Below are 24,666 nucleotides of genomic sequence, written 5' to 3' on the forward strand. Positions count from 1 at the left end.
GTTCTGGCAGCTGATCTTCCCGCTGCTCGCACCGATGAGCGCGACCGTCGGGATCTTCGCGTTCCTGTACGCCTGGAACAGCGGCGGCTCAGGGGACGAGCGGCTTGAGCTCCGCCCAGTCCGCCTGCGTCCTGGCGTGACCGGCGATGACGCCGAGCAGTCCGAGGCGCGCACGACGCACCTGAGGGTCGTCGTCGAGCACCCGCACCTCGCCGAAGAAGCGATCGATGTGCGGCGCGAGGTCCCGCAGGGCGGTCAGGAACGTGTCGATGCCCGCGGAGCCCGCGAGGGCGTCGTCGAAACGACGCACCTCGGCGGCGAACGCCGCGTCTTCGGCGGACCCGCCGTCGGCGATCTCACCGGCGACGTCGGCCGGCGTGATGTTCACGACGCGCAGCAGGGCCTCGAACTCCGCTGTGAAGTTCTCGGAGCCGAGCCAGGATTCGATCGCCTCGATGGCGTGATCCGCTGCACTCGGGCTGTCGACCAGAGGCAGCGCGGCGCGCACGACGGCGATCTCATGCCCCTCGGACGTCAGCTGCTGCGAGTACCGCTTGCCCAGCACGTCGAGGACGGCCGCGCGAACGGCATCCGATACCTCGAGTCCCTGCACGGCGAGACCGGATGCCGCGTGCGAGATGCCTTCCGCGATCGAGATGCCCAGCTCGGGCCGGCTGCGCAGGACGGCGATGATGCCGCCGGCGATCCGGCGGATGCCGAACGGGTCCGAGCTTCCCGTCGAGCTGATGCCGACGGTCGTCAGCCCGGTGAGCAGGTCGAAGCGATCGGCGAGCGAGAGCACGGCACCGGGCACGGTCTCGGGAAGAGCGGCGCCGGAGAAGCGCGGTCGCTCCATCTCCTCGAGGGCGGTGCTGGTGGCCTCGTCGTAACCCGCGCGCGCGGCGTACTCCTTCGCCATGGTGCCGGCGAGCCCCGAGAACTCGATGACGAGCTGCGATGCGAGGTCGAACTTCGCGACGGCACCCGCCGAGCGGACGACCGTCGCGGCCTCCGCGTCGAGGTCGGCGATCTCGGCGAACTCGGAGGCGAGCGCCTCGATGCGGCGCGAGCGGTCGAGGAAGGATCCCAGTCTGTCCTCGACGAGGAGCTTGTCGAGCATCAGGCGGAACTGCTCGGGGGTCTTCTCGAGGTCGGCACGCCAGAAGAACTTCGCGTCCTCGAACCGGGCACGCAGAACGTTCTCGTTGCCGCCGCGGACGACGGCCTCGTCGAACGGTCCGTTGGCGACGATGATGAACGAGTTGCTCAGCGCCCCGTCGACCCAGATCGGCAGATAGCGCTGGTGCTTCTTCATCACCGTCGTGAGCACCGACGAGGGCACCTCGAGGTACTCGGCGCTGAACGAGCCCAGCAGGGGGCCCGGTGCTTCGACCAGGTCGGTGATCTCGTCGATCAGGCCGGCATCGCCCTCGATGTCGATGGTGCCGCCCACGGACGCGGCCAGCTTCTCGGCGGCGTCGACGATGAGCCCGCGGCGAGCATCGCGGTCGAGGATGATGTGCTCGTCGCGCAGGATGCTGTCGAAGTCCTCGAGCGAGGTGACCTCGCGGACGGGCGGCTCACTCGTGCGGAGTACACGGGTGGTGCGTGCGGACGTCACCTGCGAGACGGCGAGCGGAATCTCCACCGTCCCCCAGAGGGCGAGGAGCCAGCGGATCGGTCGGGCGTAGCTGAGCTCGGGGTCGGACCAGCGGATGTTCTTGTCCGCGCGCAGACCGCCCACGACCTGCTCGAACACCGTCGACAGGACCTCGGTCACGGGGCGCCCGGGCAGCGTGCGGGTGACCGCGACATGGCGGACGCCGTTGACGTCGACCTCGACGATCTCCTCGACGGCGGCGCCGTTCTTGCGGAGGAATCCGTTCAGCGCGTTCGTCGGAGCGCCGGCCTCGTCGAACGCCGCGGTCCACCGGGGACCGCGCGCGACGTGCTCGAGTTCGGACTCGACGGCGGGGACACCCGAGATCCGCACCACCACACGGCGCGGCGTGCTGTCGACGCGAAGGTCGTCGAAGGCCAGACGCGTGCTCGCGAATGCCGTCGTCAGCAGCTCGCGCACGGTCACGGTGATCGCGGGGACCTCCGATGCGGGCAGCTCTTCGAGGCCGATCTCGAACAGCACATCCGCGGGGGCCGCATCGGGGGACACGGTGGGCGCGTCGGCGCGGGAGAGGGCCTCGGGAGCCTGAGCGACACCGAGCGGGTGATCGAGCTCGTCGCGGATCTCGACCCACAGACGTGCGCAGTCGCGCACCAGGTTGCGCATCAGCGAGAAGGCCTTGGTGCGCTCCGTCGTGCTCACGGCACCGCGTGCGTCGAGGATGTTGAATGCATGGCTGCACTTGAGGGCGAAGCTGTACGCCGGCACGGGCAGGCGGTTCTCGACGAGCCTGCGTGCCTCGAGGGCATAGGCGTCGAAGAGCGCGCGAGAGGTCTCGATGTCGGCGTCGTCGAGGTAGTACCGGCTCATCTCGTACTCGGACTGGCCGAAGATCTCGCCGTAGGAGACGCCGTCGGAGTACTCGATGTCCTTGAAGTGATCGACGCCCTGGAGCGCCATCAGGATCCGCTCGAGTCCGTAGGTGATCTCCACCGGGATCGGGCTGAGGTTGAGACCGCCGAGCTGCTGGAAGTAGGTGAACTGGGTGATCTCCATGCCGTCGAGCCAGACCTCCCAGCCCAACCCCCAGGCGCCGAGTGCGGGGGAGGCCCAGTTGTCCTCGACGAAGCGGACGTCGTGGGCGTGCAGGTCGACGCCGATGGCCTCGAGGCTCTTGAGGTAGAGCTCCTGCGGGTTGCCCGGTTCGGGCTTGAGGATGACCTGGAACTGGTGGTGCGTCTGCAGACGGTTGGGGTTCAGTCCGTAGCGCGAGTCGTCCGGACGCACGCTGGGCTCGACGTACGCGACCTTCCACGGCTCGGGACCGAGCACGCGGAGCGCGGTCGAGGGGTTCGCGGTTCCGGCTCCGACCTCTGCGTTCAGAGGCTGCATCACCATGCAGCCGACGCCTGCCCAGTACTCCTGGAGCTTCAAGATCGCATCCTGCATGGAGAGCGCGTGCTTCGTCACCTGTACCTCGGTTTCTCGTACACCCTGACATCGGCCGCTGCGGCCTCGTTGCTCGACGGACGGGGCGCGTCGATGACGCCGAGCGGTGGGTGTCTGCCCATCTTAGCCGTCGAGCCCGAGCGATCCACGCGGCGGGGCGGGGATCGCCGCGGCAGGATTCCGCCCGCCGCACGCGGTCGGCGGGCGTCCGTCCGGGCGGCGGCCGACACGCCGCCGCCGCAGGTGGAGCCACTAAACTGGGGGCATGTCAGCCCCCTCCCTGTTCACCCGCATCCTCGACGGTGAGATCCCCGGTGAGATCGTCGCCGAGGACGAGCGGCTCTTCGTCCTGCGCGACATCAACCCGCAGGCAGCGCTGCACCTGCTGGTCGTCCCCAAGCGCGAGTACGTCGACGTCGTCGAACTCGCGGCCGACGACCCCGCTCTGCTCGCCGAGATGGTCGCGATGGCCGGCCGACTCGCGCGCGAGCACGCCGACGGCGACTTCCGACTCCTCTTCAATGTGGGGGAGAACTCAGGACAGACCGTGCCGCACGTGCACGCCCACGTCCTCGCCGGCGACCTTCGGGAGACGAACCTCGTTGGCCGCTGACATCACTCACGACCCGGCCGACGTCCCGTCCGCTCGGGAGACCATCGCGGTGGACGGGGTGGCCATGGTGCGGCTGCTCGGTCCGCAGGACCGCCTGCTGCGGATGCTCGAGAAGGAGCATCCCGATGTGCAGGTCCTCGTGCGCGGCAATGAGATCACGCTCTCGGGCACGGCCGATGCCGTCGCGAAGGCGAAGAATCTCGTGGAGGAGCTGCTGACCATGACCAGAGCGGGCCACGACCTCGCGCCCAGTGACGTCTCGAGCTCGGCGCGGATGCTGCGCACCGAAGACGGTCCGCGACCGAGCGAGGTGCTCGGCGAGGCGATCCTCTCGACGAGGGGCAAGGTCATCCGGCCCAAGACCGTGGGGCAGAAGGAGTACGTCGATGCGATCGAGGAGAACACGATCGTGTTCGGCATCGGTCCCGCCGGTACGGGCAAGACCTACCTGGCCATGGCGAAGGCCGTGCAGGCGCTGCAGCGCAAGGAGGTCACCCGGATCATCCTGACGCGTCCCGCCGTCGAGGCGGGGGAGCGGCTGGGCTTCCTGCCCGGCACGCTGACCGACAAGATCGATCCGTACCTGCGTCCGCTCTACGACGCCCTGAACGAGATGATGGACCCCGAGGTCGTCCCGCGCCTGATGGCGACCGGAACCATCGAGGTCGCACCGCTCGCCTACATGCGGGGGCGCACGCTCAACGACTCCTTCGTCGTGCTCGACGAGGCGCAGAACACCACGCCCGAGCAGATGAAGATGTTCCTCACGCGTCTCGGCTTCGGCTCGAAGATGGTCGTGACCGGTGACATCACCCAGGTCGACCTGCCCCAGGGATCGTCGGGACTCCGCCTCGTCACGCGCGTGCTCGACGGCATCGACGACATCCACTTCGCCCGCCTCACGAGCGACGACGTCGTGCGTCATTCGCTCGTGGGTCGGATCGTCGACGCGTACAGCGAATACGACGAGCAGCGCACCGCCCAGCGCTTCGAACGCGAGCAGGCCGCCGAGTTCGCCAACCGCGCCGAGCGCAGGGGCGCCCAGCGCCCCGGACCCCGAGACCGGAAGCCGAGACGAGGCCTCTCCTGATGAATCGAGCTTTCTGATGAATCGAGCACAGTCATGATCGAGATCAACAACGAGTCGGCCATCGACGTCGACGAGACCGTGCTGCAGCGGCTGACGGACTTCAACCTCGCCCAGCTGCACGTGAGCCCCGACGCCGAGGTGGCGATCGTCCTCGTCGACGAGGCGGCCATGGAGGCGCTGCACGTCCAGTGGATGGACGAGCCCGGTCCCACCGATGTGCTCAGCTTCCCGATGGATGAGCTGCGCCCCGGCACCGAGGATCGTCCGACCGCACCCGGGCTGCTCGGTGACATCGTGCTGTGCCCCCAGGTCGCCGAGACGCAGGCGCAGGCTGCAGGCCACACCCTGATGGACGAGCTGATCCTGCTGACCACCCACGGGCTGCTGCACCTCCTCGGCTTCGATCACGCCGAACCCGATGACGAGCGCGAGATGTTCGGACTGCAGAAGGAGCTGATCCAGGGCTTCGCCGCGTCCGAACGTCGCCGATGACCGCCGCCTTCCTGCTCGCCGCGGCCGTGCTGCTGGTCGCGTTCGGCGGCCTGATGGCCGCGATCGACGCGGCCTTCGGCGTCACATCGCGCTCTGACATCGAGGAGATGGGCACGGAAGGGCGCAATGCCCCCCAGCTCACGCGGATCGCCGCGGACCCCGATGCGCACGTCAACTCCGTCGCATTCATCCGCGTCCTGACGGAGACGGCCGCCGCCGTGCTCGTCACGGTCGCCTTCAGCATCCTGTTCGACAACATCTGGTGGGCGATGCTCGCCGCGGCGGTACTGATGACCGGCATCAGCTTCGTGCTGGTCGGGGCGAGCCCGCGATCGTTCGGTCGGCACCACGCCGAGGGGATGCTGCGCGCGAACGCTCCGGTCGTCCGCGCCCTGCGCATCATCCTCGGCCCGCTCGCTCAGGGGCTCGTGGTCCTCGGCAACAGGGTCACACCCGGACGTGGCCGCAGCTCGTTCACGTCGGAGGAGCAGCTGTTGAGCATGGTCGACGAGGCCGCGTCCAACGACCTGATCGAGGCCGACGACCGCGACCTCATCCACTCGGTGTTCGACTTCACCGACCAGTTCGTGCGCGCCGTGATGGTGCCCCGGACCGAGATGGTGACCGTCGACGCGACGGCGACGACCAGCGAGGCGATGACGCTGTTCCTGCAGCGCGGCGTCTCGCGCATGCCGGTCGTCGACGACGACGCCGATGACGTCGTCGGAGTGCTCTACCTCAAGGATCTGGTGCAGTTCGCCTTCCGCGACGAGAACGCGTGGCGGGCGGCATCCATCCGGCCGATCTCCCGCCCGGCGACCTTCGTCCCCGAGTCGATGCGCGCCGAGACGCTGCTGCAGCAGATGAAGCGCGACGCGGTGCACGTGTGCCTCGTCATCGACGAGCACGGCGGGATCTCGGGTCTGGTCACGCTCGAAGACCTCATCGAGGAGCTCGTCGGCGAGATCTCCGACGAGTACGATCAGGTGTCGGCCGAAGTCGTCGAGCTGGGCGACGGACGCTACCGGGTCAGTGCCCGGCTGTCGCTGGAAGATGTCGGCGACCTCTTCGGTCTCGAGCTCGAGGACGAGGACGTGGACTCGATCGGCGGCCTGCTCGGCAAGACGCTGGGCCAGGTCCCGCAACCGGGATCGACGGTGACCGTCGAAGGACTGACTCTCACGGGCGGCGCCTCGCGAGGGCGCGGCCGTGGCATCGCGACGGTGTTCGTGGAACGCTCGGCACAGGATGCGGCAGATGCCGCAGAAGAGAGAGACGCACACGATGACTGAGCAGACGCGAAGCGGGTTCGTGACCTTCGTGGGGCGCCCCAACGTGGGCAAGTCGACTCTCACGAACGCTCTGGTGGGCGAGAAGATCGCGATCACGAGTGAGAAGCCCCAGACGACCCGACGCGCGATCCGCGGGATCGTGAATCGCCCGGACGGGCAGCTGGTCATCGTCGACACCCCCGGCATCCACAAACCCCGCACTCTTCTGGGCGAGCGTCTGAACGACCTCGTCGAGCAGGTCCTCGGCGACGTCGACGTGATCGGATTCTGCGTGCCCGCGACCGAGAAGGTCGGCCCCGGCGACCGCCGCATCGCGGCATCGCTCGACGGATACCGCCGCGCCAAGAAGATCGCGATCGTCACGAAGACCGATGCGGCCGGCCGCGATGACATCACCGAGCGTCTCCTGGAGGTCGATGCTCTCCGCGAGGACTGGGATGCGGTCATCCCGATCTCCGCTCTCACGAACGATCAGCTGGAGGTGCTCGCCGACGAGGTGCTCTCGCTGATGCCGGTGGGCCCCGCGCTCTATGAAGAGGGCGTCACGACCGATGAGTCGGAGGAGGATCGCATCGCCGAGATGATCCGTGAGGCGGCGCTCGACGGCGTGCGCGACGAGCTGCCGCACTCGATCGCCGTCGTGATCGACGACATCGCTCCCCGCGAGGGCACGGACCTGACCGACGTGCACGCCTCGATCGTCGTGGAGCGCGACAGCCAGAAGGCGATCATCATCGGACACAAGGGCAAGAGGCTGGCCGACGTCGGCCGTCGCGCCCGCGCCGGCATCGAGGACCTCCTCGGCACGAGGGTGTTCCTGGGCCTGCATGTCAAGGTCGCCAAGGAATGGCAGCGCGACCCGAAGCAGCTCGGACGGCTCGGCTTCTGATGGCGATGCACTGGGTCGCCTCATCGTGGAGCGCACCTGAGGAGTGGGATCTCGTCGAGTACGAAGTTCCCCGACCCGGTGTCGGAGAGATCACCATCGAGGTCCACGCGGCGGGTGTGAATCCCGCGGATGCCAAACACGTCGCCAGCCCTCGGCCGGGAGTCGAGCTGCCGGTGGCGATCGGATACGAGGTGTCGGGCGTGATCACCGCGATCGGTCCCGACACGACGATCGGATCCGGACAGGCCGAGATCGGCGACGAGGTGATCGCCTTCCGCGTGAGCGGCGGGTACGCCACGGCACTCACCATCCCCGCGGAGAAGGCGTTCGCGAAACCGACACCCCTCAGTCACCCCGAGGCCGCGAACCTGCTGCTCGCGGGCACCACGGCGGCCGAGATGCTCGCGGTCACGGGAGCGGCCCCCGGCGAGACCGTGCTGCTGCACGGGGCATCGGGCGCCGTCGGCGTCAGCGTGCTGCAGCAGGCGGCGCTGCGGGGCATCCGGGTCATCGGCACGGCCGGCACGAGTCGATTCGATGTCGTGCGGCACTTCGGCGGCACGCCCGTCGCCTACGGGCCGGGACTCGCGGATCGGGTGCGCGCGGCGTCCGAGGGTGCAGCTGTCGCCGCAGCCCTCGACGCGGTCGGCACCGCCGAGGCCGTCGACGTGTCCCTCGAACTCGTCGCCGACCGTGCGCGCATCGTCACGATCGCCGCCATGGGGCGGGCCGAGACGGACGGCATCCTCGCGATCGCCGGGTCGATGCCCGCGAGTGCGCGGTTCCGCGACGACATCCGCGGCGAGCTGGTGAGGCTGGCGCAGAACGGTGAACTCGTCGTACCGCTCGCCCGCACCTTCCCTCTCGACGAGGCACCCGCGGCGCTCGCCCTGCTCGCCGAGGGGCACCCCGGCGGCAAGCTCGCCCTGATCCCGGCGCGCTAGTCGATCTCGCGCAGCGCCGAGGTGACGAGCACGACGTCGTCGCCGTAGGCGTCGTCGACGGCATCCTGCAGGGATCCGTCGTCCCAGACGACCTGGACCCAGACGTACCCCCGCTCCGTCCAGACGCTGAGTGCGTCGGTCCCGAGCGTGGTCGAGAGCTCGTCCTGCACCCGGGCGAGGTCGGCAGCGGACGTCGTCCCCTCGACGCCGTTGGCCGGATCCACCGGGGCCACCGAGTCGTAGAGCGCCAGCATGATGGGCGGGTCGGTGATCGTGTAGCGATGACCGTCATACGTGCCGTAGACCGCGTACATGCCCCAGGTGGTGTCACCGTCGGAGTCGCTGCCGTCCACTCCGTCCCAGGTCCATCCGTCCACCGGAACGCCCGAGCACTGCGGCGGGTACGACTCGGCGACCGCGCCGAGGCACAGCTCGACGTCTCCCGCGACGTCGAGCACCGTGCCGGTGCCGATCACACGTCCCTCCGGGGGCGTGACATCGCCCGCGTCCCAGGCGGGCTGTCCGGAGCTGGTCGGGGCCGGAGATGATCCGGGCGCCGCGGAACAGGCGGCGAGGCCGATCATCCCCGAGAGGACCGCTGCGGCCAGAAGCGTGCGTCTGCGCGATGTGCTCATACCTGTCAGTGTCGTCGCCGGCCGCATCGTCTCACGGGTGCTCCGGAGAATCACAGCGATCCTGCTAGCATGGCCGCATGCCTTTCGGCGGTCTGCTTCTTCTTAGCTGCCGCGACGAGTCCTGAAGCTAGGGCCTTCCTCGTCGCGGCGCTTGTGTTGGCCCGTTCACATATCCGACGAAGAGAAGAAGCCCCATCATGCAGAACACTCAGCGCCCGTCCGCGATGCCGATTCACAAGTACCGGCCGTACAACGAGCAGATCACCGTCGACCTGACGGACCGCACCTGGCCCGACGCCCGTATCACTGAGGCTCCGCGCTGGTGCGCCGTCGACCTCCGTGACGGCAACCAGGCCCTCATCGACCCGATGTCGCCCGAGCGCAAGCGCGTCATGTTCGAGCTGCTCGTCAGCATGGGCTACAAGGAGATCGAGGTCGGGTTCCCCTCGGCGAGCCAGACCGACTTCGACTTCGTGCGTCAGCTCATCGAAGAGAACCTGATCCCCGACGACGTCACCATCCAGGTGCTGACCCAGGCGCGTGAGCACCTGATCGCTCGCACCTATGAGTCGATCGCCGGCGCGAAGCAGGCGATCGTGCACCTGTACAACTCCACGAGTGTGCTGCAGCGCGAGGTCGTGTTCCGCACCGACAAGCAGGGCATCATCGACATCGCCCTCGAGGGTGCACGTCTGTGCCGCGAGTTCGAGAAGACCATCCCCGACACGAAGGTCTACTACGAGTACTCGCCCGAGAGCTACACCGGCACCGAGCTCGAGTTCGCCGTCGACATCTGCAACCAGGTGATCGAGGTCTTCGAGCCGACTCCCGACCGCAAGGTGATCATCAACCTTCCTGCCACTGTCGAGATGGCGTCTCCCAACGTCTACGCCGATTCGATCGAGTGGATGAGCCGTCACCTCGCGCACCGTGAGAACGTCATCCTCTCGCTGCATCCGCACAACGACCGCGGCACCGCGATCGCGGCCGCGGAGCTCGGCTACATGGCCGGCGCCGACCGCATCGAGGGATGCCTGTTCGGCAACGGGGAGCGCACCGGCAACGTCGACATCGTGGCACTGGGCATCAACCTGTTCACCCAGGGCATCGACCCGCAGATCGACTTCAGCGACATCGACCAGGTCAAGCGCACGGTCGAGTACTGCAACCAGCTGCCCGTGCCGGAGCGCAGCCCCTGGGCCGGTGACCTCGTCTTCACCGCGTTCAGCGGATCGCACCAGGACGCGATCAAGAAGGGCTTCGAGGCCATGGCGGCCCGCGCCGACGCCGAGGGCGTCACGGTCGACGACATCGAGTGGGCGGTGCCCTACCTGCCGGTCGACCCGAAGGATCTCGGACGTTCGTACGAGGCCGTCATCCGCGTCAACTCCCAGTCCGGCAAGGGCGGCGTGGCCTACCTGCTGAAGGCCGACCACGCGATCGACCTGCCCCGCAAGCTGCAGATCGAGTTCTCGGGCGTGGTCCAGACGAAGACCGACGCCGAGGGTGGCGAGGTGACGAGCGAGCAGATCTGGTCGATCTTCAACGACGAGTACCTGCCTGCTGCCGACGAGTCCGCCAAGTGGGGACGCTTCGAGCTGCTCGCGACCCAGACCCGCAGCGACATGTCGGGCGACGTCGTGCTCGATGTGACACTGCGCGATGACGATCAGCAGGTCGCCGTCGCCGGCAACGGCAACGGACCCATCGCGGCGTTCATCGAGGTGCTGCGCGGCCAGGGCTTCGACATCACGCTCTACGACTACGTCGAGCACGCTCTCAGCGCCGGTGGCGACGCACAGGCCGCGGCCTACGTCGAGCTGCAGGTCGGCGACCAGCGCCTGTGGGGCGTCGGCATCGACGGCGACATCTCGACCGCATCCCTCAAGGCGATCGTGTCGGGCGTGAACCGTTCGATCCGCACGCGTCAGCAGGAGCTCGCGGCCGTCTGAGCCGTTCGCCCTTCGTCTCGCTTCGCTCGCTCAGGGGGCGGCGCTGTTCCCTCGCTGTGCTGCCCCGCTCCCTGAGCGCGGAGCGGAGCGACGAGACGAAGGGCGCTGCCCGCGGGTACTTCAGTGAGCGACCCCGCTCCCTGAGGGAGGGGCGGAGCGACGAGACGAAGGGCGCCTAGAGGTCGGTGCTGGGCTTGATGATAGGGATCACGCCGGTCTCGGCCGCGACCTTGCGGCGGTAGATGCGGCGCTGCTCGGGGAGCGAGACGTCGAAGCTCACGGCCAGGATGCGGATCACCGCGGTCACGACGATCCCGAGCACTGCCGCGAGCGGAATGGGCACGCCGAAGGCGTTCGAGACGACGATGAACGTGCAGCCGGCGCCGGCGGCCACGGCGTAGAGCGAGCCGACGTGCATGATCGCGGTCGGGAGGCCCATGAGCATGTCGCGCAGCACGCTGCCGCCGACCGCCGCACACACCCCGATGAACACGGCGGGGACGGGCGGGATGCCGAAGGCGATGGCCTTGCTCGTGCCGAAGGCTCCGAACATGCCGATGACGACGGCATCGAGCACGACGATCACCCGGTTGAGGCGCGTGAAGAGCCCCGCCAGCAGCATCCCCAGCAGTGCGGCGCCCGTGGCGGTGATCAGATACCAGTTGTTCTGCAGCGTCGCAGGAGTCTGCCCGAGCAGGATGTCGCGGATGAGTCCGCCGCCCATGCCGATCATGATCCCGATGATGGCGACGCCCAACCAGTCGAGGCGCCGCTGCCCCTGGAATCCGGAGGCGAAGAGCGCGCCCTGCACGCCTCCGAGCCCGACGCCGAGCAGGTCCGCCCAGAGCGGAATGATGAAGAGCGGTTCGGTCACCCCTCTATTCTCCCGCACGGAGGATAATCGAACGGTGCCCACCTACCGAGACGAAGCGGTGATCCTGCGCACCCACAAGCTGGGTGAGGCCGATCGCATCGTCACGATGCTCTCGCGGCGGCACGGCAAGATCCGCGCCGTGGCCAAGGGGGTGCGTCGCACCTCGTCGAAGTTCGGCTCGCGTCTGGAGCCGTTCATGGTCGCGGACGTGCAGCTCTACCAGGGGCGCACGCTCGACATCGTGCAGCAGGCCGAGTCCCTCGGCTCGTACGGGTCGGACATCGCGGCGCACTACGACCGCTTCACGTCGGCGAACGCGATGGTCGAGACCGCGGATCGGCTGAGCGACTCCGAGGCCACCCCCGACCAGTACCTTCTGCTGGTGGGGGGCTTGCGAGCGCTGTCGCGCGGAGAGCATTCCCCCCGGAGCATCCTGGATTCCTACCTGCTGCGGGTCATGGCCCTGTCGGGATGGGCGCCGTCGCTCGGTGACTGCGCGCGGTGCGCGGCGCCCGGTCCGCACCAGCACTTCGTCGGTCAGCTGGGCGGAGCGGTGTGTCCGAACTGCGCACCGGCGGGCAGCCCGAAGGTCGCCGAGCGGACGCTGTCGCTGCTGCGCTCCTTGATGGCCGGCGAGTGGGACGTGATCGATGCCGCCCCGCACGCCGACAATGCGGCCGCATCCGGACTCGTCGCCGCCTACGCCCAGTGGCACCTCGAGCGCGGCATCCGCTCGCTCGCGCACCTCGTCGCCGACCACCCTCGAGAAGGAGCACGGTGAGTCCCAAGCCGTACACGCACAAGGATGCCGTGGCATACCGCCCCCTGGACTGGACGGGCGTGCAGCCGCCCGCGTTCCCGGCGGTTCCCGCGCACGTCGCGATCGTCATGGACGGGAACGGCCGCTGGGCGAATCGCCGCGGACTCAGCCGTGTCGAGGGTCACAAGGCGGGGGAGGAGGTGCTGCTCGATGTGGTCGCCGGCGCCATCCAAGCCGGAGTGAAACACCTCTCGGTGTACGCGTTCTCGACCGAGAACTGGGCGCGCTCTCCCGAGGAGGTGCGCTTCCTGATGGGGTACAACCGCGACGTGCTCCATCGCCGCCGCGACCAGCTCAACGAGTGGGGTGTGCGCGTGCGCTGGGCCGGCCGCAAACCGCGGCTGTGGGGCAGCGTGATCAAGGAACTGCAGTACGCCGAGCAGCTCACGCGTGACAACGACGTGCTCACCCTCACGATGTGCGTGAACTACGGGGGTCGTGTCGAGCTCGTCGACGCGATGCGGTCGATCGCCGCGGATGTCGCGGCCGGTCGGGTCAAGCCGAACGCGATCAGCGAGAAGATGATCAGGCGCAACCTCTACGTGCCGGACATGCCCGACGTCGATCTCTTCCTGCGGAGCTCGGGGGAGCAGCGCACCTCGAACTTCCTGCTGTGGCAGGCCGCCTATGCCGAGATGGTTTTCCTCGACACGCTCTGGCCGGACTTCTCGCGCGAGGAGCTGTGGCGGGCGATCGAGATCTACCTGTCGCGCGACCGCCGCTTCGGCGGGGCGATCGATACCCCTTCCGGATCCTGAGCGCCCTTCGTCTCGGCGCTGCGCTCTTCGCTCAGGGGCCGCGCAGCGAGACGGAGGGCGGCCTGAGCCCGCAGCCACCGCTCGGTCTCACGGGGATGGCGGAGCCTCACGATCGTGAGGTGAGGGAAGCGCGCTCGTTTCAGGGGCATCTGGGTCGCCCAGAACCGGCGGGTCTTGGTCTGCCAGGCGAGGATGCTCCGTGCGGGGTCGCGGGTCGAGAGCACCTGCCAGATCGGCTTCTCGACGTTGCCGTTGTACATCTCCGTCCGCAGGATGCTGCGGCGCAGCGTGCGACGCAGCAAGCGCGCGCGGACGATCGGCCAGGGGTAGTCGAGCCAGACCACCAGTTGCGCACGCGGCGTCAGGATCTCATCGGTGCCCTTGCTCGTGTACTGCCATTCGGTGACCCAGCGGTCCTCCGCGGCGAAGGCGCGCACGTCGTCGATGAACGTCGCGCGCGGCGTCCAGTTCTCGCCGTGGTGCAGGGCGTCCATCTCATGGCGGTCGATGTTCCAGAGTGTCGAGAGCCGGCCCGCGAGGGTGGTCTTTCCCGATCCGGTGACTCCGGCGATGAGGACTCGCTCCGGGCGGAACGGCAGGGGATCGTCGGCAGCGAGCATGCGAGACGTCATGATGCCGGCCCCCGATCGACGCGCCTCAGCCAGGCGTCGAGCGCGCGAGGGTGGTCGAGGCGAACCACATGCAGATGCGGATGCGTCGCCTCGATGCGAGGCATGCGTTCCGACCATTTGGTGCGCGTGTTCTTCTGCCACCGCAGGATGTCGTTCTCGCCGGTCCATCCGTCGCGTTCCCACAGCGCCGGTTCGACGTTGCCGTTCCAGAGCGGCGTGCGCAGCAGTCGACGCCTCACAGTGCGCAGCAGGAGACGTCTCCGCGCGATGCGGTAGGGGTAGTCGAGCCAGATCACGATCTGCGCGCGCGGGGCGAGGATCTCGTCGGTGCCCTTGCTCGTGTACTGCCACTCGGTGACCCAGCGGTCTTCGTTGGCGAAGGCGCGCACGTCGTCGAGGAACGTCGCACGCGGAGTCCAGTTCTCGCCGTGGAACAGCCCGTCGATCTCGACATGGCGCAGGTCCCACAGTCCGGCGACGCGTCGAGCGAGCGTCGTCTTGCCGGACCCGGTGACACCGGCGATCAGCACTCGCTCAGGGCGGAGTGGCAAGGGGTCGTCGGCGGAGAGCATCCGAGAATCCTATCCACGGATCGGGGCGGCACCGTCTCCTGAGCGAGAAGACGAAGGGCGCCCTTCGTCTCGCTGCGCTCGCTCAGGGTGCGGGGGAGGTCGAGCTGGATCAGGGGGCGGGGGAGGTCGCGCTGGATCAGGGGGGAGGGGGAGGTCCGTCTCCTGAGCGAGGAGCGGAGCGACGAGACGAAGGGCGCCCTTCGTCTCGCTGCGCTCGCTCAGGGTGCGGGGGAGGTCGCGCTGGATCAGGGGGCGGGGGAGGTCGCGCTGGTTCAGGGTGCGGGGGGAGGTCGCTCGGGGTGCGGGGGAGGTCGCGCTGGCTCAGGGGGCGGGGGAGGTCCGTCCCCTGAGCGAGGAGCGGAGCGACGAGACGAAGGGCGTCAATCCGCACTCGACGGATCGCGGTGGCGTCTGCTCCATCCTGGAAGCTCGTCGTAGCGCCCCTCGATGAGAAGGCGCTTCTTGGCTCTTGTCCACCCGTGTATGCGCCGCTCCCACCCGTAGGCATCGTCGATGCGAGCGAACTCCGAACTCCACACGAGCTCGACAGGACGACGGCGGCGCGTGTAGTCGCACCCCTCGCCGAACTGATGCTCCGCGAGACGCCGTTCGAGGTCGAGCGTGCTTCCGGTGTAGAAGCTCCCATCGCGGCACTGGAGGATGTAGACGAACGGCATCCGAGGACGCTACCGACTTTCAGGCATCGGGAAGGGCGCTGTCCACAGGCCGTGCGGTGCGGGGGTGCGCCCTTCGTCTCGCTGCGCTCGCTCAGGGGGCGGGGTGCGGGGTGCGCTCGGGGGTGCGCCCTTCGTCTCGCTGCGCTCGCTCAGGGTGCGCCCTTCGTCTCGCTGCGCTCGCTCAGGGTGCGGGGCGGGCGCTGCGCTCGCTCAGGGTGCGGGGTGTGGTGCGGTCGCTCAGGGTGCGGGGACGCGACGGAATAGTGGAGACGAGGATGCGGTTGGATGTGAGTGTGACTGAAGCCATCTCGATCGACATCTGGTCCGACATCGCCTGCCCCTGGTGCTACATCGGCAAGCGCAACCTCGAGAAGGGACTGGAAGCCGTCGCCGGAGATGACGACGCTCCGCAGGTGAACATCACCTTCCACTCGTTCGAACTCTCGCCCGACACCCCCGTCGACTTCGACGGCGATGAGGTCGACTTCCTCGCCGGCCACAAGGGCATGCCCCGCGACCAGGTCGAGCAGATGCTCGCGAACGTGACCGGAGTCGCCGAGAAGGCGGGTCTGCAGTACCGGTTCGATCTGCTGCAGCACACCAACACCGTCAAGGCGCATGAACTGCTGCACTTCGCCAAGGCCGAGGGCGTCCAGCACGAGATGGAGGAGCGCCTGATGTCGGCCTACTTCACCGAGGGCAAGCACGTCGGCCGCATCGACGACCTGGTCGAACTCGCCGGCGAGGTCGGACTCAATCCCGACGACACCCGTGAGGCCCTCGTGTCGGGACGTCACCTCTCGGACGTCCGCCAGGATCAGGCGCAGGCGCAGGCCTATGGGATCCAGGGCGTCCCGTTCTTCGTGATCGACGGCCAGTACGGCATCAGCGGCGCTCAGCCGCCGGCCGCCTTCGAGAACGTGCTGCGTGATCTCTGGGCCAAGCGGGGCGAGACCGAGCCCGAAGCCACGGCCGTCTAACGGTCAGGCCTCGTCAGAGGTCGAGGCGGCCCGAGTCGCGGTCAGCGCGTCGAACCAGGTCTGCTGATTCGCGCCGACGTAGTCGACGACCGCAGCCCAGTAGGAGCCGTGGCCATCCGCGAACATGGATGACCACGGCTCACGGCCGTGCGAATGCGCGGTGGTCAGCAGCTCGAGCATCGCCGCGGCGCGTCGGTGCATCATCAGGGGCAGTCGTGTCCTGAACTCGGCAGAGGCGCCGTAGCCGTCGACGAATGCGCGGAGGCCGTCAGCGGCATCCCGAGGCGCGGCTTCGAGGACCGAGAGCGTGAAGGTCTGGGCCGCATAGGCGAGATCCCACAGCCGGGTGCTCGGTGCTGCGGCATCCCAATCGATGAAGACCCATCGGTCTCCGATGACGAGATTCCAGGGCGCGAGATCGTTGTGGCACACGATCTGCGCGTCCGGGGCAGGGATGGCGGTATCCCAGCGCGCGTCAGCGGGAGGAGTGAAGGTCTCGCTCGCGTCGTGTATGGCGCGAACCATCCCGCCGACGCGATGCAACCCGTCCGCGCTCAGCGGGCCGCCGTCGATCGCGAGCGGCCCGGGTATGAACTCGATGCGCTGCCGTCCGCGCTCGTCTCGACCGAGCGGCGTCGGAACCTCGACGCCTCGATCCTGCACATGCGACATGAAGGCATGGACGCTCGGTGTCGAGGCGCTCCACTGCTTTCGGACGGTGTCGCCGACTCGGGTGACGATCCCGCTCGCGTTGCCGCCGGACAGCGCTCGCTCGTCATCCATGCGCAGACACCATCCCGCGGACAGCAGCGCCCAGGGCCTAGCGGGTCAGGGCGGCTTCGATCGCGCCGACGATCTCGGGGTCGTTCGGCTTCTGCTTGGGCCGGAACCGGACGACCTCTCCGTCGGGGAGCACGAGGAACTTCTCGAAGTTCCACTCGACGCGGCCGGCCTTGCCGCCGGCATCCGGCGTCTCCTTCAGCGTCTTGTAGAGCTCGGTGGCGTTCTTGCCGTTGACCTTCACCTTGTCGTTGATCGGGAACGTCACGCCGTAGGTGGTGGAGCAGAACTCGAGGATGCTGTCGACCGAACCCGGCTCCTGTCCGAAGAACTGGTTGCACGGGAACCCCACGACGCTGAAGCCGCGGTCGCCGTACAGGCGCTGCAGTTCCTCGAGCTGCTCGTACTGCGGGGTCAATCCGCATTTCGACGCCACGTTGACGACGAGAACCACGTCGGCGCCGAGGTCGTCGAGGGTCTTCTCGTTGCCGTCGGCGTCGGTGAAGGGGATGGAGCGGACTGCGGGATCGGTCATATTCACAGCTTAGATCGATGCGCCGAGACCGGCTCCATGTCTGGGAGAATGGAGGGGATATGACTCTCGCCACCGCATCCGCTCGCACCCTTCGCATCGGTCCGATCGCTCTCGACGTGCCGGTCGTCCTCGCACCCATGGCGGGCATCACCAACACGGCGTTCCGTCGCCTCTGCCGCGAGTACGGCGCGGGCCTCTATGTGAGCGAGATGATCACGTCCCGTGCGCTGGTCGAGCGCAACGAGACGACCATGCGTCTCATCCGTCACCACGAGTCCGAGACCCCGCGCTCCATCCAGCTCTACGGCGTCGATCCGCACACGATCTCCGAGGCGGTGCGCATCATCGTCGCCGAGGACCACGCCGACCACATCGACCTGAACTTCGGCTGCCCGGTGCCGAAGGTCACACGCAAGGGCGGCGGGGCGGCGCTGCCGTGGAAGAGCTCGCTCTTCTCGCAGATCGTCACGCAGGCCGTGAAGGCCGCGGGCGATGTGCCGTTGACCATCAAGATGCGCAAGGGCATCGATCCCGATCACCTGACCTTCCTCGACGCCGGCCGGGCGGCGGAGGATGCGGGGGTCTCAGCGATCGCCCTGCACGCCCGCACCGCGAGCGAGTTCTACTCCGGCTTCGCCGATTGGAACGCGATCGGCGAGCTCAAGCAGGCCGTGACCAGCGTCCCTGTTCTCGGCAACGGCGACATCTGGTCCGCCGCCGACGCGGTGCGCATGATGGAGCAGACGGACTGCGACGGCGTCGTCGTCGGGCGCGGGTGCCTGGGGCGTCCCTGGCTGTTCGGTGAACTCGCCGAGGCGTTCGGAGCCGAGTCGCACCCCGTCGATGCGACCCTCGGATTCGTGGCGAACGCCTTCCGTCGCCACGCCGAGCTGCTCGTCGAGTTCTTCGAAGACGAGGACCGCGGATGCCGCGACGTCCGCAAGCACGTCGCCTGGTACTTCAAGGGGTATCCGGTCGGCGGCGACATCCGCACCGGCCTCGCGACGGCGTCGAGCCTCGCCGAGATCGACGACCTGCTCGGTCAGCTCGACCACAGCGCTCCCTACCCCGGTGCGGATGCCGAGGGCCAGCGCGGTCGTTCGGGTCGCCCCAAGCGGCCTGCGCTGCCGGACAAGTGGCTGGAGTCGCGGGAGCTCGCGGCATCGGCATCCGAGATGATGCGAGGGGCGGAGATCGAGAACAGTGGCGGCTGATCCTCAGGCACACACAGCAGGCGGTCGATCGGACGGCTACGACCCCCGTGACGCCGAGCGCTTCTTCGCCGAGACCCATCGCTCGGCCCGCGGTGACTTCGCCCGTGACAGGGCGAGGGTTCTGCATTCCGCAGCGCTGCGCCGTCTCGCCGCGAAGACGCAGGTGCTCAGTCCCGCCAGCACGGCGGACTTCGCCCGCAACCGCCTGACGCACTCGCTCGAGGTCGCGCAGGTCGGCCGTGAGCTCGCGACGGAGCTCGGCGTCTCGGCCGACGTGGTCGACACCGCGTGCCTCAGCCACGACCTGGGACACCCGCCGTTCGGACACAACGGCGAGAGGGCGCTCAACGAATGGGCCGAGCCGATCGGCGGTTTCGAGGGCAATGCGCAATCCCTCCGCATCCTCACCCGGCTCGAGGCCAAGGCCATCGACGATGACGGGCAGTCCGTCGGCCTCAACCTCACCAGGGCGAGCCTCGACGCGACCTGCAAGTACCCGTGGACGGTCGACCATCCGGTCCCCGACCCCGGCGGTCGTCTCAAGTTCGGCGTGTACCCCGACGACGAGGCGGTCTTCCGGTGGATGCGAGAGGGCGCTCCGGGGCGGCTGCGCTGTATCGAGGCCGAAGTGATGGATCTCTCGGACGACATCGGCTATTCGGTCCATGACTTCGAGGACGCGATCCTCAACGGCTACGTCGATGTCGCCCAGCTCTCGGATCCACGTCAGCACGAGGCGCTGATCGACCGTATCCAGCAGTGGGTGGGATACGACTTCACTCGTGACGAGCTCGCCGATGCGCTCTACCGACTCGCGTCGCAGCCGATGTGGCTGGGGTCGTTCGACCGGTCCCGTCGCGATCTCGCCCGTCTCAAGAACCTCACGAGCGACTTCATCGGCCGGTTCGCCCGCGCGGCGGTGTCGGCCACGCGCGAGGCCTACACGGGACCCGCTCTCGTACGGTACAACGCGCATGTCGTCGTGCCCCGGGTGATCGAAGCCGAGATCGCCGTGCTCAAGGGGATCATGGGGCAGGCGATCGTGACGATCGACGCTCGCAAGGGCGTGTACAAGGAGCAGCGTCGCGTGCTCAAGCGGCTCGCCGATGCGCTCTGGTCGACGGACGCCCTGTGGTCTGCGGGAGCGGATGTGCTCGAGCCCGCCTTCTCCGCCGACTTCATGGCGGCCACGACGGATGCGGAGCGCGCCCGCGTGATCGTCGATCAGATCGCGAGTCTCACCGACCAGAGCGCGATCGACTGGCACAACAGGCTCGTCGGCGAGATCGATCCGGCCGAGGTCGGCATCTGGACGCCGCGGCACGCCCGACCGGGGGCGACCCCGCACGCACCGCGTCGGGTCGTCGTCGAAGAGGTGGGCTGATGCCCCTCATCCGTCAGGCCGACGTCGACGAGGTCAAGGCGCGCACGAACATCGCCGACATCGTCGGAGAGCGCGTCGCGCTCAAGTCAGCGGGCGTCGGGTCGCTCAAGGGGCTCTGCCCCTTCCACGACGAGAAGAGCCCGAGCTTCCACGTGCGGCCCCAGGTGGGCTACTACCACTGCTTCGGATGCGGCGCATCGGGTGACGTCTACTCCTTCCTCCGCGAGATGGATCACGTCAGCTTCACCGAAGCCGTCGAGCGACTCGCCGGCCGTGTCGGCTTCGCGCTGCACTACGAAGACGGCGGATCGGCACCGGAGACGAGCGGACGCAGCCGCCTGTACGCCGCCAACACGGCCGCGGCGGAGTACTTCCGGGGGCAGCTGCTCACCGCGGATGCCGAGGAGGGGCGTCGCTTCCTGGGCGAACGCGGCTTCGACGCCGGAGCAGCCGCGCATTTCGGCGTCGGCTTCGCCCCACGCGGCTGGGACAAGATGCTCAAGGCTCTGACGGCGCAGGGTTTCACCCGCGAGGAGCTGAGCACGGCCGGCCTCGTCTCCACAGGTCAGCGCGGAGTGTACGACCGGTTCCGCGGCCGCCTGGTGTGGCCCATCCGCGACGTGTCAGGGCAGACGATCGGATTCGGCGCCCGCAAGCTGTTCGACGACGACCAGGGGCCGAAGTACCTGAACACCCCGGAGACCCCGATCTACAAGAAGGCGCAGGTGCTGTACGGCCTCGATCTCGCCAAGCGCGACATCGCCCGTGGCGACCCTCGTCGGGTCGTGGTGGTCGAGGGATACACCGATGTGATGGCGTGCCATCTGGCGGGTCTCACCACGGCGATCGCGACGTGCGGCACGGCCTTCGGCACCGATCACATCAAGGTGCTGCGCCGGGTCATGGGCGACGACAACGCCTCGGGCGAGGTCGTCTTCACCTTCGACGGTGACGAGGCCGGGCAGAAGGCGGCCCTGAGGGCGTTCACCGAAGACGATCGCTTCAACGCGCAGACGTTCGTGGCCGTCGCCCCGGACGGCCTCGATCCCTGCGATCTGCGACTGCAGCGCGGCGACGCCGCCGTGCGCTCTCTCATGGAGACCAAGCAGCCGATGTTCGAGTTCGCCATCGACCGCAAGCTGAGCGGCTTCGATCTCGCCACCGTCGAGGGGCGGGTCGGTGCCCTGCGTGCAGCGGCGCCGATCGTCGCCGAGATCCGCGACCGCCTTCTGCGCCCCGGCTACGAGCGCGTCCTCGCCCGCCGCCTCGGCATGGATCCGACCGAGGTTCACAGTGAGGTCGAGCGGGCGGCTCGCGGGGGAGCGCAGACGTCGCGCCACGAGACGGTCACCCGGCACGACACCGCATCCGATTCCGGGGCGGGTTCCGCACTCGCACCGGTGACGCTCGCGAGCCTGCCCCGCACCGCCGACGTCGCTGTCGAGCGGGATGCATTGATGGGAGCGCTGCAGTACGGGCACCAGGTCGATCAGGCGCTGCTCGCACGTGCGCTCGGCGCTCCGTTCCGCACGCCGGGTCTCGATGCCGTGCGAGAGGCGGTGGCGGCTGCGCCCGATCGCACCCGATCGGGCTGGGTGACGGATGCCGTGAACTCGGTGCGCGAGCCGTACCGTTCGCTCGCGGGAGAGCTGCTGATGACGCCGTTCCCTGCACGCAACGAAGAGGGTGCGGTCGCATCGACGACCGACCTCGCCCGTCGTCTGATCATGCGGAGCCTCCAGCAGGAGAAGGAGGAGCTGCTCGGTGCCGTGCAGCGGGTGCCGGCGGATTCCGACGGAGGACGCGCGTTGCGGATGCGTCTGAGAGACATCGACGTCGAGCGTCAGCGGTTCACCGAGTCGTAACGGACCCCGTCCTGTGCGGCAGTGCAGGATGGAGGAATGGCCTCTCGCCCCGAGTCGACGAACGCGATCGACACCTCCGACCTCGTGATCGACCGCGTGGGCCACAGCGGCCCCACCCGGGCCATCGACGGTGTCAGCTTCTCACTCGCGCCCGGTGAGCTCATCTGCGTGGCGGGTCCGACCGGGTCGGGCAAATCGACGCTCGTCGCCGCGCTGGCCGGTTCGACCGATGCCTCCGTGCGGGTCGTCGGAGGGAGCGCGCAGGTGTGCGGCGTCGACATCCGCCGTCCGGGGCGCAAGCATCGGGTGCTCACCTACCGCACGGGCTTCGTGCCACAGGGGGCCGGTGCCGACCTTCCGCCCCAGCTCACGGTCAACGAGGTGATCGCGGAGCCCATTCTGATGCGCGAGAAGCGCGTGAACACGAAGGCGCTGTCGATCCGGGTCGCGACGCTGCTCGACGAGCTGCATCTCCCGCTCGGCACGGCCTCGAAGTTCCCGTACGAGCTCAGCGCCGGGATGCGTCAGCGGGTCGCGATCGCCCGGTCGTTCGTGCTCGAGCCGCGGGTCCTGATCGCCGACGAGATCCTCGCCAACCTCGACCTCGAGGTCAGGCCGGTCGTGTTCGACGCGATCACACGACGCCGGAAGGAACTGGGGATGGGGGCTCTGCTCGTCACCAACGACGCCGACTTCATCCGCGAGCTGAACGCCGAGACGCTCATGCTCCGCGGCGGGCATGTGGTGGCGCGCGGCGTCGGCAAGGACCTGCTCTGGGCGCCGAACGCCGAAGCGGATTCGGGGCTCTGAGCCGGGCCCTGAGCGACACGCCCGATGTGCGGCCCGTGTCACGAGCACGCTCCGGAGTTTGCTAGGATTGACGAGTTGCCCGCGCAGCGGAGCACATTCCTCGGTAGCTCAATTGGCAGAGCAGCCGGCTGTTAACCGGCAGGTTCTTGGTTCGAGTCCAAGCCGGGGAGCCAATGAGAAGCCCCTCTTCGGAGGGGCTTTTCCCTTTCCACCGGAGCTCTGCCGTCGCGGCGGAGCAGGACCGACGCACGAAAGAAGGCCCCGTCGATGACGGGGCCTTCTTTCGTCGATCTGATCAGCGCGCGGCGCCCTTGAGGGAGCCGGTGGTCTGTCCTGCCGGGTCGGTCACGACGCACTGCACGACGCGGTCGTTCAGCTGGTCCCAGGTGTCCTGCGTCGGGGTGATCGGGTACACCTCGAGTGCGGAATCGTCGTACGCGACGCCGATGAAGCTCGTGTACGCGTCGCCGATGCACTCCTGCGAGGCGGTGTCGACGTCCTCTTCGGAGAACTCGCCGTCCTTCATCGTGAACTCGTAGTAGACCTCTTCATCGTGCGGCTGGTCGCACGGGACGACATCGGCATCCTCGATCAGACCGGAGGCGCTGGCCATCTTGCAGTCGCCGAGCTTGAGCGCGAAGATGTCGATGTTGGCGCTCTCGGTGACCTGTCCGGTGTCCTCGTCGCGATCCGCGTCGCCGGCACCTCCTCCGAGAATCCCGTTCAGTGCGCTGCAGCCGGTCAGAGCGACCGACAGCGCCACCGCAGAACCTGCGAGCGCCAGTGCGCGTCGAGTGCGCATTTTCATCATGATGTCCCCTCCAGAGCGTCGTGGGCGGGCATTCCGATATGCCGCCTCCAGAACGCTATCCGTCCGCGAGTCTGTGATGCAACTCGGAGAAGCCTGTGACTGGGCTGAAAGGCTGTCAGCCTTCGAGATCCTCGACGCCCGGCATCCAGCTGGCGCCCGGCTTGCCCCATCCGCGCTTCTTGGCGATCTTCTGCACGGTCTTCCAGTCGCCGTCCGACAGACGGTCGAAGTAGAGGATGCCGTCGAGATGATCGAACTCATGCTGCATGATGCGCGCGCGCCATCCGTCGACGACGATCTCGACCGGGGCGCCCTCGAGGTCGAGCCCCGTCACCCGCACCCGCTCGGAGCGGCGCAGGGGGAATCGCTCGCCGGGGAACGAGAGGCATCCCTCGGACTCGAGCTCGTCATCGGGTTCGCCCGGCTCGAGCGGCACCATCCACAGCTCGGGGTTGATGATGACCCCGCGCCAGGGCTGATCGTCGTCGTCGACGTAGGAGTACGTGTAGAGGCGCAGTGGCACCCCGACCTGCGGGGCGGCGAGGCCCACACCGGGTGCGATGTCCATGGTCTCGAACATGTCGGCGACGAGGACGCGGATGTCGTCGGTGATCTCGTCGACGGGGGAAGCGGGGGAGTGCAGGACGGGGTCGCCCATGATGCGAATAGGAAGAACAGCCACGCCATAACCCTACTCGGCGCATATCCCCGGGTAGGGTCTTAGCGTGAGCATCTCCGTATGGATGACTGGGGCGGACGACGTCACAGAGCAGCTGGTTGGCGTCTTTCAGAACCCCAAGCTGCTCCTCGGCATCCCGCTGGCGCTGGCCGGCGCCGTCTTCATGTCGCTCGGCGCGCAGTACCAGCACCGCGGGGTCGAGAAGGTCGAGCGTCTGAGCGGGGCGAACGGCACCAGCGGTCTGAGCGCCGGCCAGATCAAGGCGCTCCTCACCCGTCCGTCGTGGTTGGCGGGCACG

General features: G+C 68.2%; 24 protein-coding genes, 1 tRNA gene and 1 pseudogene. 16 read left to right on the top strand and 10 right to left on the bottom strand.

The window, feature by feature from the left end; all coding sequences use genetic code 11:
* Nucleotides 1-88: 88 nt before the first annotated feature.
* Nucleotides 89-3,091, bottom strand: coding sequence for a glycine--tRNA ligase (locus ABTZ43_RS12025; protein ID WP_350538994.1), 3,003 nt, complete (start codon nucleotides 3,089-3,091; stop codon nucleotides 89-91).
* A 244-nt stretch (nucleotides 3,092-3,335) separates the two neighbouring features.
* On the opposite strand from ABTZ43_RS12025, the gene ABTZ43_RS12030 reads away from it, so the two are divergent.
* From ABTZ43_RS12030 to ABTZ43_RS12055, 6 genes are all read left to right on the top strand, one after another.
* Nucleotides 3,336-3,683, top strand: a complete 348-nt coding sequence (locus ABTZ43_RS12030; RefSeq protein WP_056418205.1) for an HIT domain-containing protein — start codon at nucleotides 3,336-3,338, stop codon at nucleotides 3,681-3,683.
* Between the two features lie 64 nt (nucleotides 3,684-3,747).
* Nucleotides 3,748-4,773 (top strand): PhoH family protein, encoded by a 1,026-nt coding sequence (locus ABTZ43_RS12035; protein ID WP_253386653.1) that lies wholly within the window; start codon nucleotides 3,748-3,750, stop codon nucleotides 4,771-4,773.
* A gap of 33 nt (nucleotides 4,774-4,806) precedes the next feature.
* Nucleotides 4,807-5,265 (top strand): rRNA maturation RNase YbeY, encoded by a 459-nt coding sequence (ybeY, locus tag ABTZ43_RS12040; RefSeq protein WP_056418199.1) that lies wholly within the window; start codon nucleotides 4,807-4,809, stop codon nucleotides 5,263-5,265.
* Complete coding sequence (locus ABTZ43_RS12045; protein ID WP_056418196.1) at nucleotides 5,262-6,557, top strand: hemolysin family protein; 1,296 nt, start codon at nucleotides 5,262-5,264, stop codon at nucleotides 6,555-6,557. Before ybeY ends, ABTZ43_RS12045 begins: the two co-directional genes overlap by 4 nt.
* Nucleotides 6,550-7,446 carry a GTPase Era gene (gene era / locus ABTZ43_RS12050; protein ID WP_056419642.1) on the top strand — a complete coding sequence of 299 codons (897 nt, stop codon included), beginning with the start codon at nucleotides 6,550-6,552 and terminating at the stop codon, nucleotides 7,444-7,446. Before ABTZ43_RS12045 ends, era begins: the two co-directional genes overlap by 8 nt.
* A complete protein-coding gene (locus ABTZ43_RS12055) occupies nucleotides 7,446-8,390 on the top strand; it encodes an NADP-dependent oxidoreductase (RefSeq protein WP_350538995.1) in 945 nt (314 codons plus the stop codon). The genes era and ABTZ43_RS12055 overlap by 1 nt, the downstream gene beginning before the upstream one ends.
* On the opposite strand, the gene ABTZ43_RS12060 is transcribed toward ABTZ43_RS12055, so the two are convergent.
* Nucleotides 8,387-9,025 carry a hypothetical protein gene (locus ABTZ43_RS12060; RefSeq protein WP_262492092.1) on the bottom strand — a complete coding sequence of 213 codons (639 nt, stop codon included), beginning with the start codon at nucleotides 9,023-9,025 and terminating at the stop codon, nucleotides 8,387-8,389. The two genes, ABTZ43_RS12055 and ABTZ43_RS12060, sit on opposite strands and share 4 nt — an antisense overlap.
* A gap of 197 nt (nucleotides 9,026-9,222) precedes the next feature.
* On the opposite strand from ABTZ43_RS12060, the gene leuA reads away from it, so the two are divergent.
* Nucleotides 9,223-10,977 (top strand): 2-isopropylmalate synthase, encoded by a 1,755-nt coding sequence (gene leuA / locus ABTZ43_RS12065; RefSeq protein WP_149422855.1) that lies wholly within the window; start codon nucleotides 9,223-9,225, stop codon nucleotides 10,975-10,977.
* A 175-nt stretch (nucleotides 10,978-11,152) separates the two neighbouring features.
* Here the strand turns inward: leuA and ABTZ43_RS12070 are convergent, their stop codons facing one another.
* Entirely contained in the window at nucleotides 11,153-11,851 is a 699-nt protein-coding gene (locus tag ABTZ43_RS12070) for a trimeric intracellular cation channel family protein (protein ID WP_350538996.1), read from the bottom strand.
* Nucleotides 11,852-11,885: 34 nt separating this feature from the next.
* Here ABTZ43_RS12070 and recO point away from each other — a divergent pair, with 34 nt between their 5' ends.
* Together recO and ABTZ43_RS12080 are read left to right on the top strand one after the other, a co-directional pair.
* Nucleotides 11,886-12,632, top strand: coding sequence for a DNA repair protein RecO (recO, locus tag ABTZ43_RS12075; protein WP_149422856.1), 747 nt, complete (start codon nucleotides 11,886-11,888; stop codon nucleotides 12,630-12,632).
* Nucleotides 12,629-13,429 carry an isoprenyl transferase gene (locus ABTZ43_RS12080; RefSeq protein ID WP_314095046.1) on the top strand — a complete coding sequence of 267 codons (801 nt, stop codon included), beginning with the start codon at nucleotides 12,629-12,631 and terminating at the stop codon, nucleotides 13,427-13,429. The genes recO and ABTZ43_RS12080 overlap by 4 nt, the downstream gene beginning before the upstream one ends.
* Here ABTZ43_RS12080 and ABTZ43_RS12085 read toward each other — a convergent pair.
* The 3 genes from ABTZ43_RS12085 to ABTZ43_RS12095 form a co-directional block, all read right to left on the bottom strand.
* Nucleotides 13,372-14,049 carry a P-loop NTPase family protein gene (locus tag ABTZ43_RS12085; protein ID WP_350538997.1) on the bottom strand — a complete coding sequence of 226 codons (678 nt, stop codon included), beginning with the start codon at nucleotides 14,047-14,049 and terminating at the stop codon, nucleotides 13,372-13,374. The two genes, ABTZ43_RS12080 and ABTZ43_RS12085, sit on opposite strands and share 58 nt — an antisense overlap.
* An 8-nt stretch (nucleotides 14,050-14,057) precedes the next feature.
* A complete protein-coding gene (locus tag ABTZ43_RS12090) occupies nucleotides 14,058-14,633 on the bottom strand; it encodes a P-loop NTPase family protein (protein ID WP_350538998.1) in 576 nt (191 codons plus the stop codon).
* Between the two features lie 380 nt (nucleotides 14,634-15,013).
* Complete coding sequence (locus ABTZ43_RS12095) at nucleotides 15,014-15,310, bottom strand: GIY-YIG nuclease family protein (RefSeq protein ID WP_149422859.1); 297 nt, start codon at nucleotides 15,308-15,310, stop codon at nucleotides 15,014-15,016.
* A gap of 293 nt (nucleotides 15,311-15,603) precedes the next feature.
* On the opposite strand from ABTZ43_RS12095, the gene ABTZ43_RS12100 reads away from it, so the two are divergent.
* Complete coding sequence (locus ABTZ43_RS12100; RefSeq protein ID WP_149422860.1) at nucleotides 15,604-16,290, top strand: DsbA family oxidoreductase; 687 nt, start codon at nucleotides 15,604-15,606, stop codon at nucleotides 16,288-16,290.
* A 3-nt stretch (nucleotides 16,291-16,293) separates the two neighbouring features.
* Here ABTZ43_RS12100 and ABTZ43_RS12105 read toward each other — a convergent pair whose 3' ends face one another.
* The gene (locus ABTZ43_RS12105; RefSeq protein ID WP_350538999.1) at nucleotides 16,294-17,073 is read right to left on the bottom strand and encodes a phosphotransferase enzyme family protein; all 780 of its coding nucleotides are present in this window, start codon (nucleotides 17,071-17,073) and stop codon (nucleotides 16,294-16,296) included.
* 37 nt (nucleotides 17,074-17,110) lie between these two features.
* Nucleotides 17,111-17,605 (bottom strand): glutathione peroxidase, encoded by a 495-nt coding sequence (locus ABTZ43_RS12110; RefSeq protein ID WP_045254584.1) that lies wholly within the window; start codon nucleotides 17,603-17,605, stop codon nucleotides 17,111-17,113.
* A gap of 59 nt (nucleotides 17,606-17,664) precedes the next feature.
* Between ABTZ43_RS12110 and dusB the strand changes: the two genes are divergently transcribed.
* From dusB to ABTZ43_RS12135, 5 genes are all read left to right on the top strand, one after another.
* Nucleotides 17,665-18,819, top strand: a complete 1,155-nt coding sequence (dusB, locus tag ABTZ43_RS12115) for a tRNA dihydrouridine synthase DusB (protein WP_056418175.1) — start codon at nucleotides 17,665-17,667, stop codon at nucleotides 18,817-18,819.
* On the top strand, nucleotides 18,809-20,203 hold the full coding sequence (locus ABTZ43_RS12120) for a deoxyguanosinetriphosphate triphosphohydrolase (RefSeq protein ID WP_350539000.1): 1,395 nt from the start codon (nucleotides 18,809-18,811) through the stop codon (nucleotides 20,201-20,203). The genes dusB and ABTZ43_RS12120 overlap by 11 nt, the downstream gene beginning before the upstream one ends.
* Nucleotides 20,203-22,068 (top strand): DNA primase, encoded by a 1,866-nt coding sequence (dnaG, locus tag ABTZ43_RS12125; RefSeq protein WP_149422861.1) that lies wholly within the window; start codon nucleotides 20,203-20,205, stop codon nucleotides 22,066-22,068. The genes ABTZ43_RS12120 and dnaG overlap by 1 nt, the downstream gene beginning before the upstream one ends.
* Nucleotides 22,069-22,104: 36 nt before the next feature.
* Nucleotides 22,105-22,878 (top strand): ATP-binding cassette domain-containing protein, encoded by a 774-nt coding sequence (locus ABTZ43_RS12130; protein WP_056418163.1) that lies wholly within the window; start codon nucleotides 22,105-22,107, stop codon nucleotides 22,876-22,878.
* Nucleotides 22,879-22,975: 97 nt separating this feature from the next.
* Nucleotides 22,976-23,051 (top strand) — tRNA-Asn (locus ABTZ43_RS12135).
* Nucleotides 23,052-23,173: 122 nt separating this feature from the next.
* On the opposite strand, the gene ABTZ43_RS12140 is transcribed toward ABTZ43_RS12135, so the two are convergent.
* On the bottom strand, nucleotides 23,174-23,680 hold the full coding sequence (locus ABTZ43_RS12140) for a septum formation family protein (protein ID WP_350539001.1): 507 nt from the start codon (nucleotides 23,678-23,680) through the stop codon (nucleotides 23,174-23,176).
* Nucleotides 23,681-23,804: 124 nt separating this feature from the next.
* Nucleotides 23,805-24,371, bottom strand: coding sequence for a peptide deformylase (def, locus tag ABTZ43_RS12145; protein ID WP_350539002.1), 567 nt, complete (start codon nucleotides 24,369-24,371; stop codon nucleotides 23,805-23,807).
* Between the two features lie 61 nt (nucleotides 24,372-24,432).
* Between def and ABTZ43_RS12150 the strand changes: the two are divergent.
* Nucleotides 24,433-24,666, top strand: a pseudogene (locus tag ABTZ43_RS12150) (multidrug DMT transporter permease); the annotation flags it as partial.

The organism is Microbacterium sp. NPDC097977 (assembly GCF_040302605.1).
GTDB lineage: Bacteria > Actinomycetota > Actinomycetes > Actinomycetales > Microbacteriaceae > Microbacterium.

Coding starts and splice junctions, on each gene's coding strand:
- ABTZ43_RS12105 (WP_350538999.1), bottom strand. CDS start 17,073: ATGGATGACGAGCGAGCGCTGTCCGGCGGCAACGCGAGCGGGATCGTC.
- ABTZ43_RS12095 (WP_149422859.1), bottom strand. CDS start 15,310: ATGCCGTTCGTCTACATCCTCCAGTGCCGCGATGGGAGCTTCTACACC.
- ABTZ43_RS12090 (WP_350538998.1), bottom strand. CDS start 14,633: ATGCTCTCCGCCGACGACCCCTTGCCACTCCGCCCTGAGCGAGTGCTG.
- dnaG (WP_149422861.1), top strand. CDS start 20,203: ATGCCCCTCATCCGTCAGGCCGACGTCGACGAGGTCAAGGCGCGCACG.
- ABTZ43_RS12130 (WP_056418163.1), top strand. CDS start 22,105: ATGGCCTCTCGCCCCGAGTCGACGAACGCGATCGACACCTCCGACCTC.
- ybeY (WP_056418199.1), top strand. CDS start 4,807: ATGATCGAGATCAACAACGAGTCGGCCATCGACGTCGACGAGACCGTG.
- leuA (WP_149422855.1), top strand. CDS start 9,223: ATGCAGAACACTCAGCGCCCGTCCGCGATGCCGATTCACAAGTACCGG.
- ABTZ43_RS12060 (WP_262492092.1), bottom strand. CDS start 9,025: ATGAGCACATCGCGCAGACGCACGCTTCTGGCCGCAGCGGTCCTCTCG.
- era (WP_056419642.1), top strand. CDS start 6,550: ATGACTGAGCAGACGCGAAGCGGGTTCGTGACCTTCGTGGGGCGCCCC.
- ABTZ43_RS12110 (WP_045254584.1), bottom strand. CDS start 17,605: ATGACCGATCCCGCAGTCCGCTCCATCCCCTTCACCGACGCCGACGGC.
- ABTZ43_RS12140 (WP_350539001.1), bottom strand. CDS start 23,680: ATGCGCACTCGACGCGCACTGGCGCTCGCAGGTTCTGCGGTGGCGCTG.
- ABTZ43_RS12055 (WP_350538995.1), top strand. CDS start 7,446: ATGGCGATGCACTGGGTCGCCTCATCGTGGAGCGCACCTGAGGAGTGG.
- ABTZ43_RS12045 (WP_056418196.1), top strand. CDS start 5,262: ATGACCGCCGCCTTCCTGCTCGCCGCGGCCGTGCTGCTGGTCGCGTTC.
- ABTZ43_RS12085 (WP_350538997.1), bottom strand. CDS start 14,049: ATGCTCGCTGCCGACGATCCCCTGCCGTTCCGCCCGGAGCGAGTCCTC.
- ABTZ43_RS12035 (WP_253386653.1), top strand. CDS start 3,748: ATGGTGCGGCTGCTCGGTCCGCAGGACCGCCTGCTGCGGATGCTCGAG.
- dusB (WP_056418175.1), top strand. CDS start 17,665: ATGACTCTCGCCACCGCATCCGCTCGCACCCTTCGCATCGGTCCGATC.
- ABTZ43_RS12030 (WP_056418205.1), top strand. CDS start 3,336: ATGTCAGCCCCCTCCCTGTTCACCCGCATCCTCGACGGTGAGATCCCC.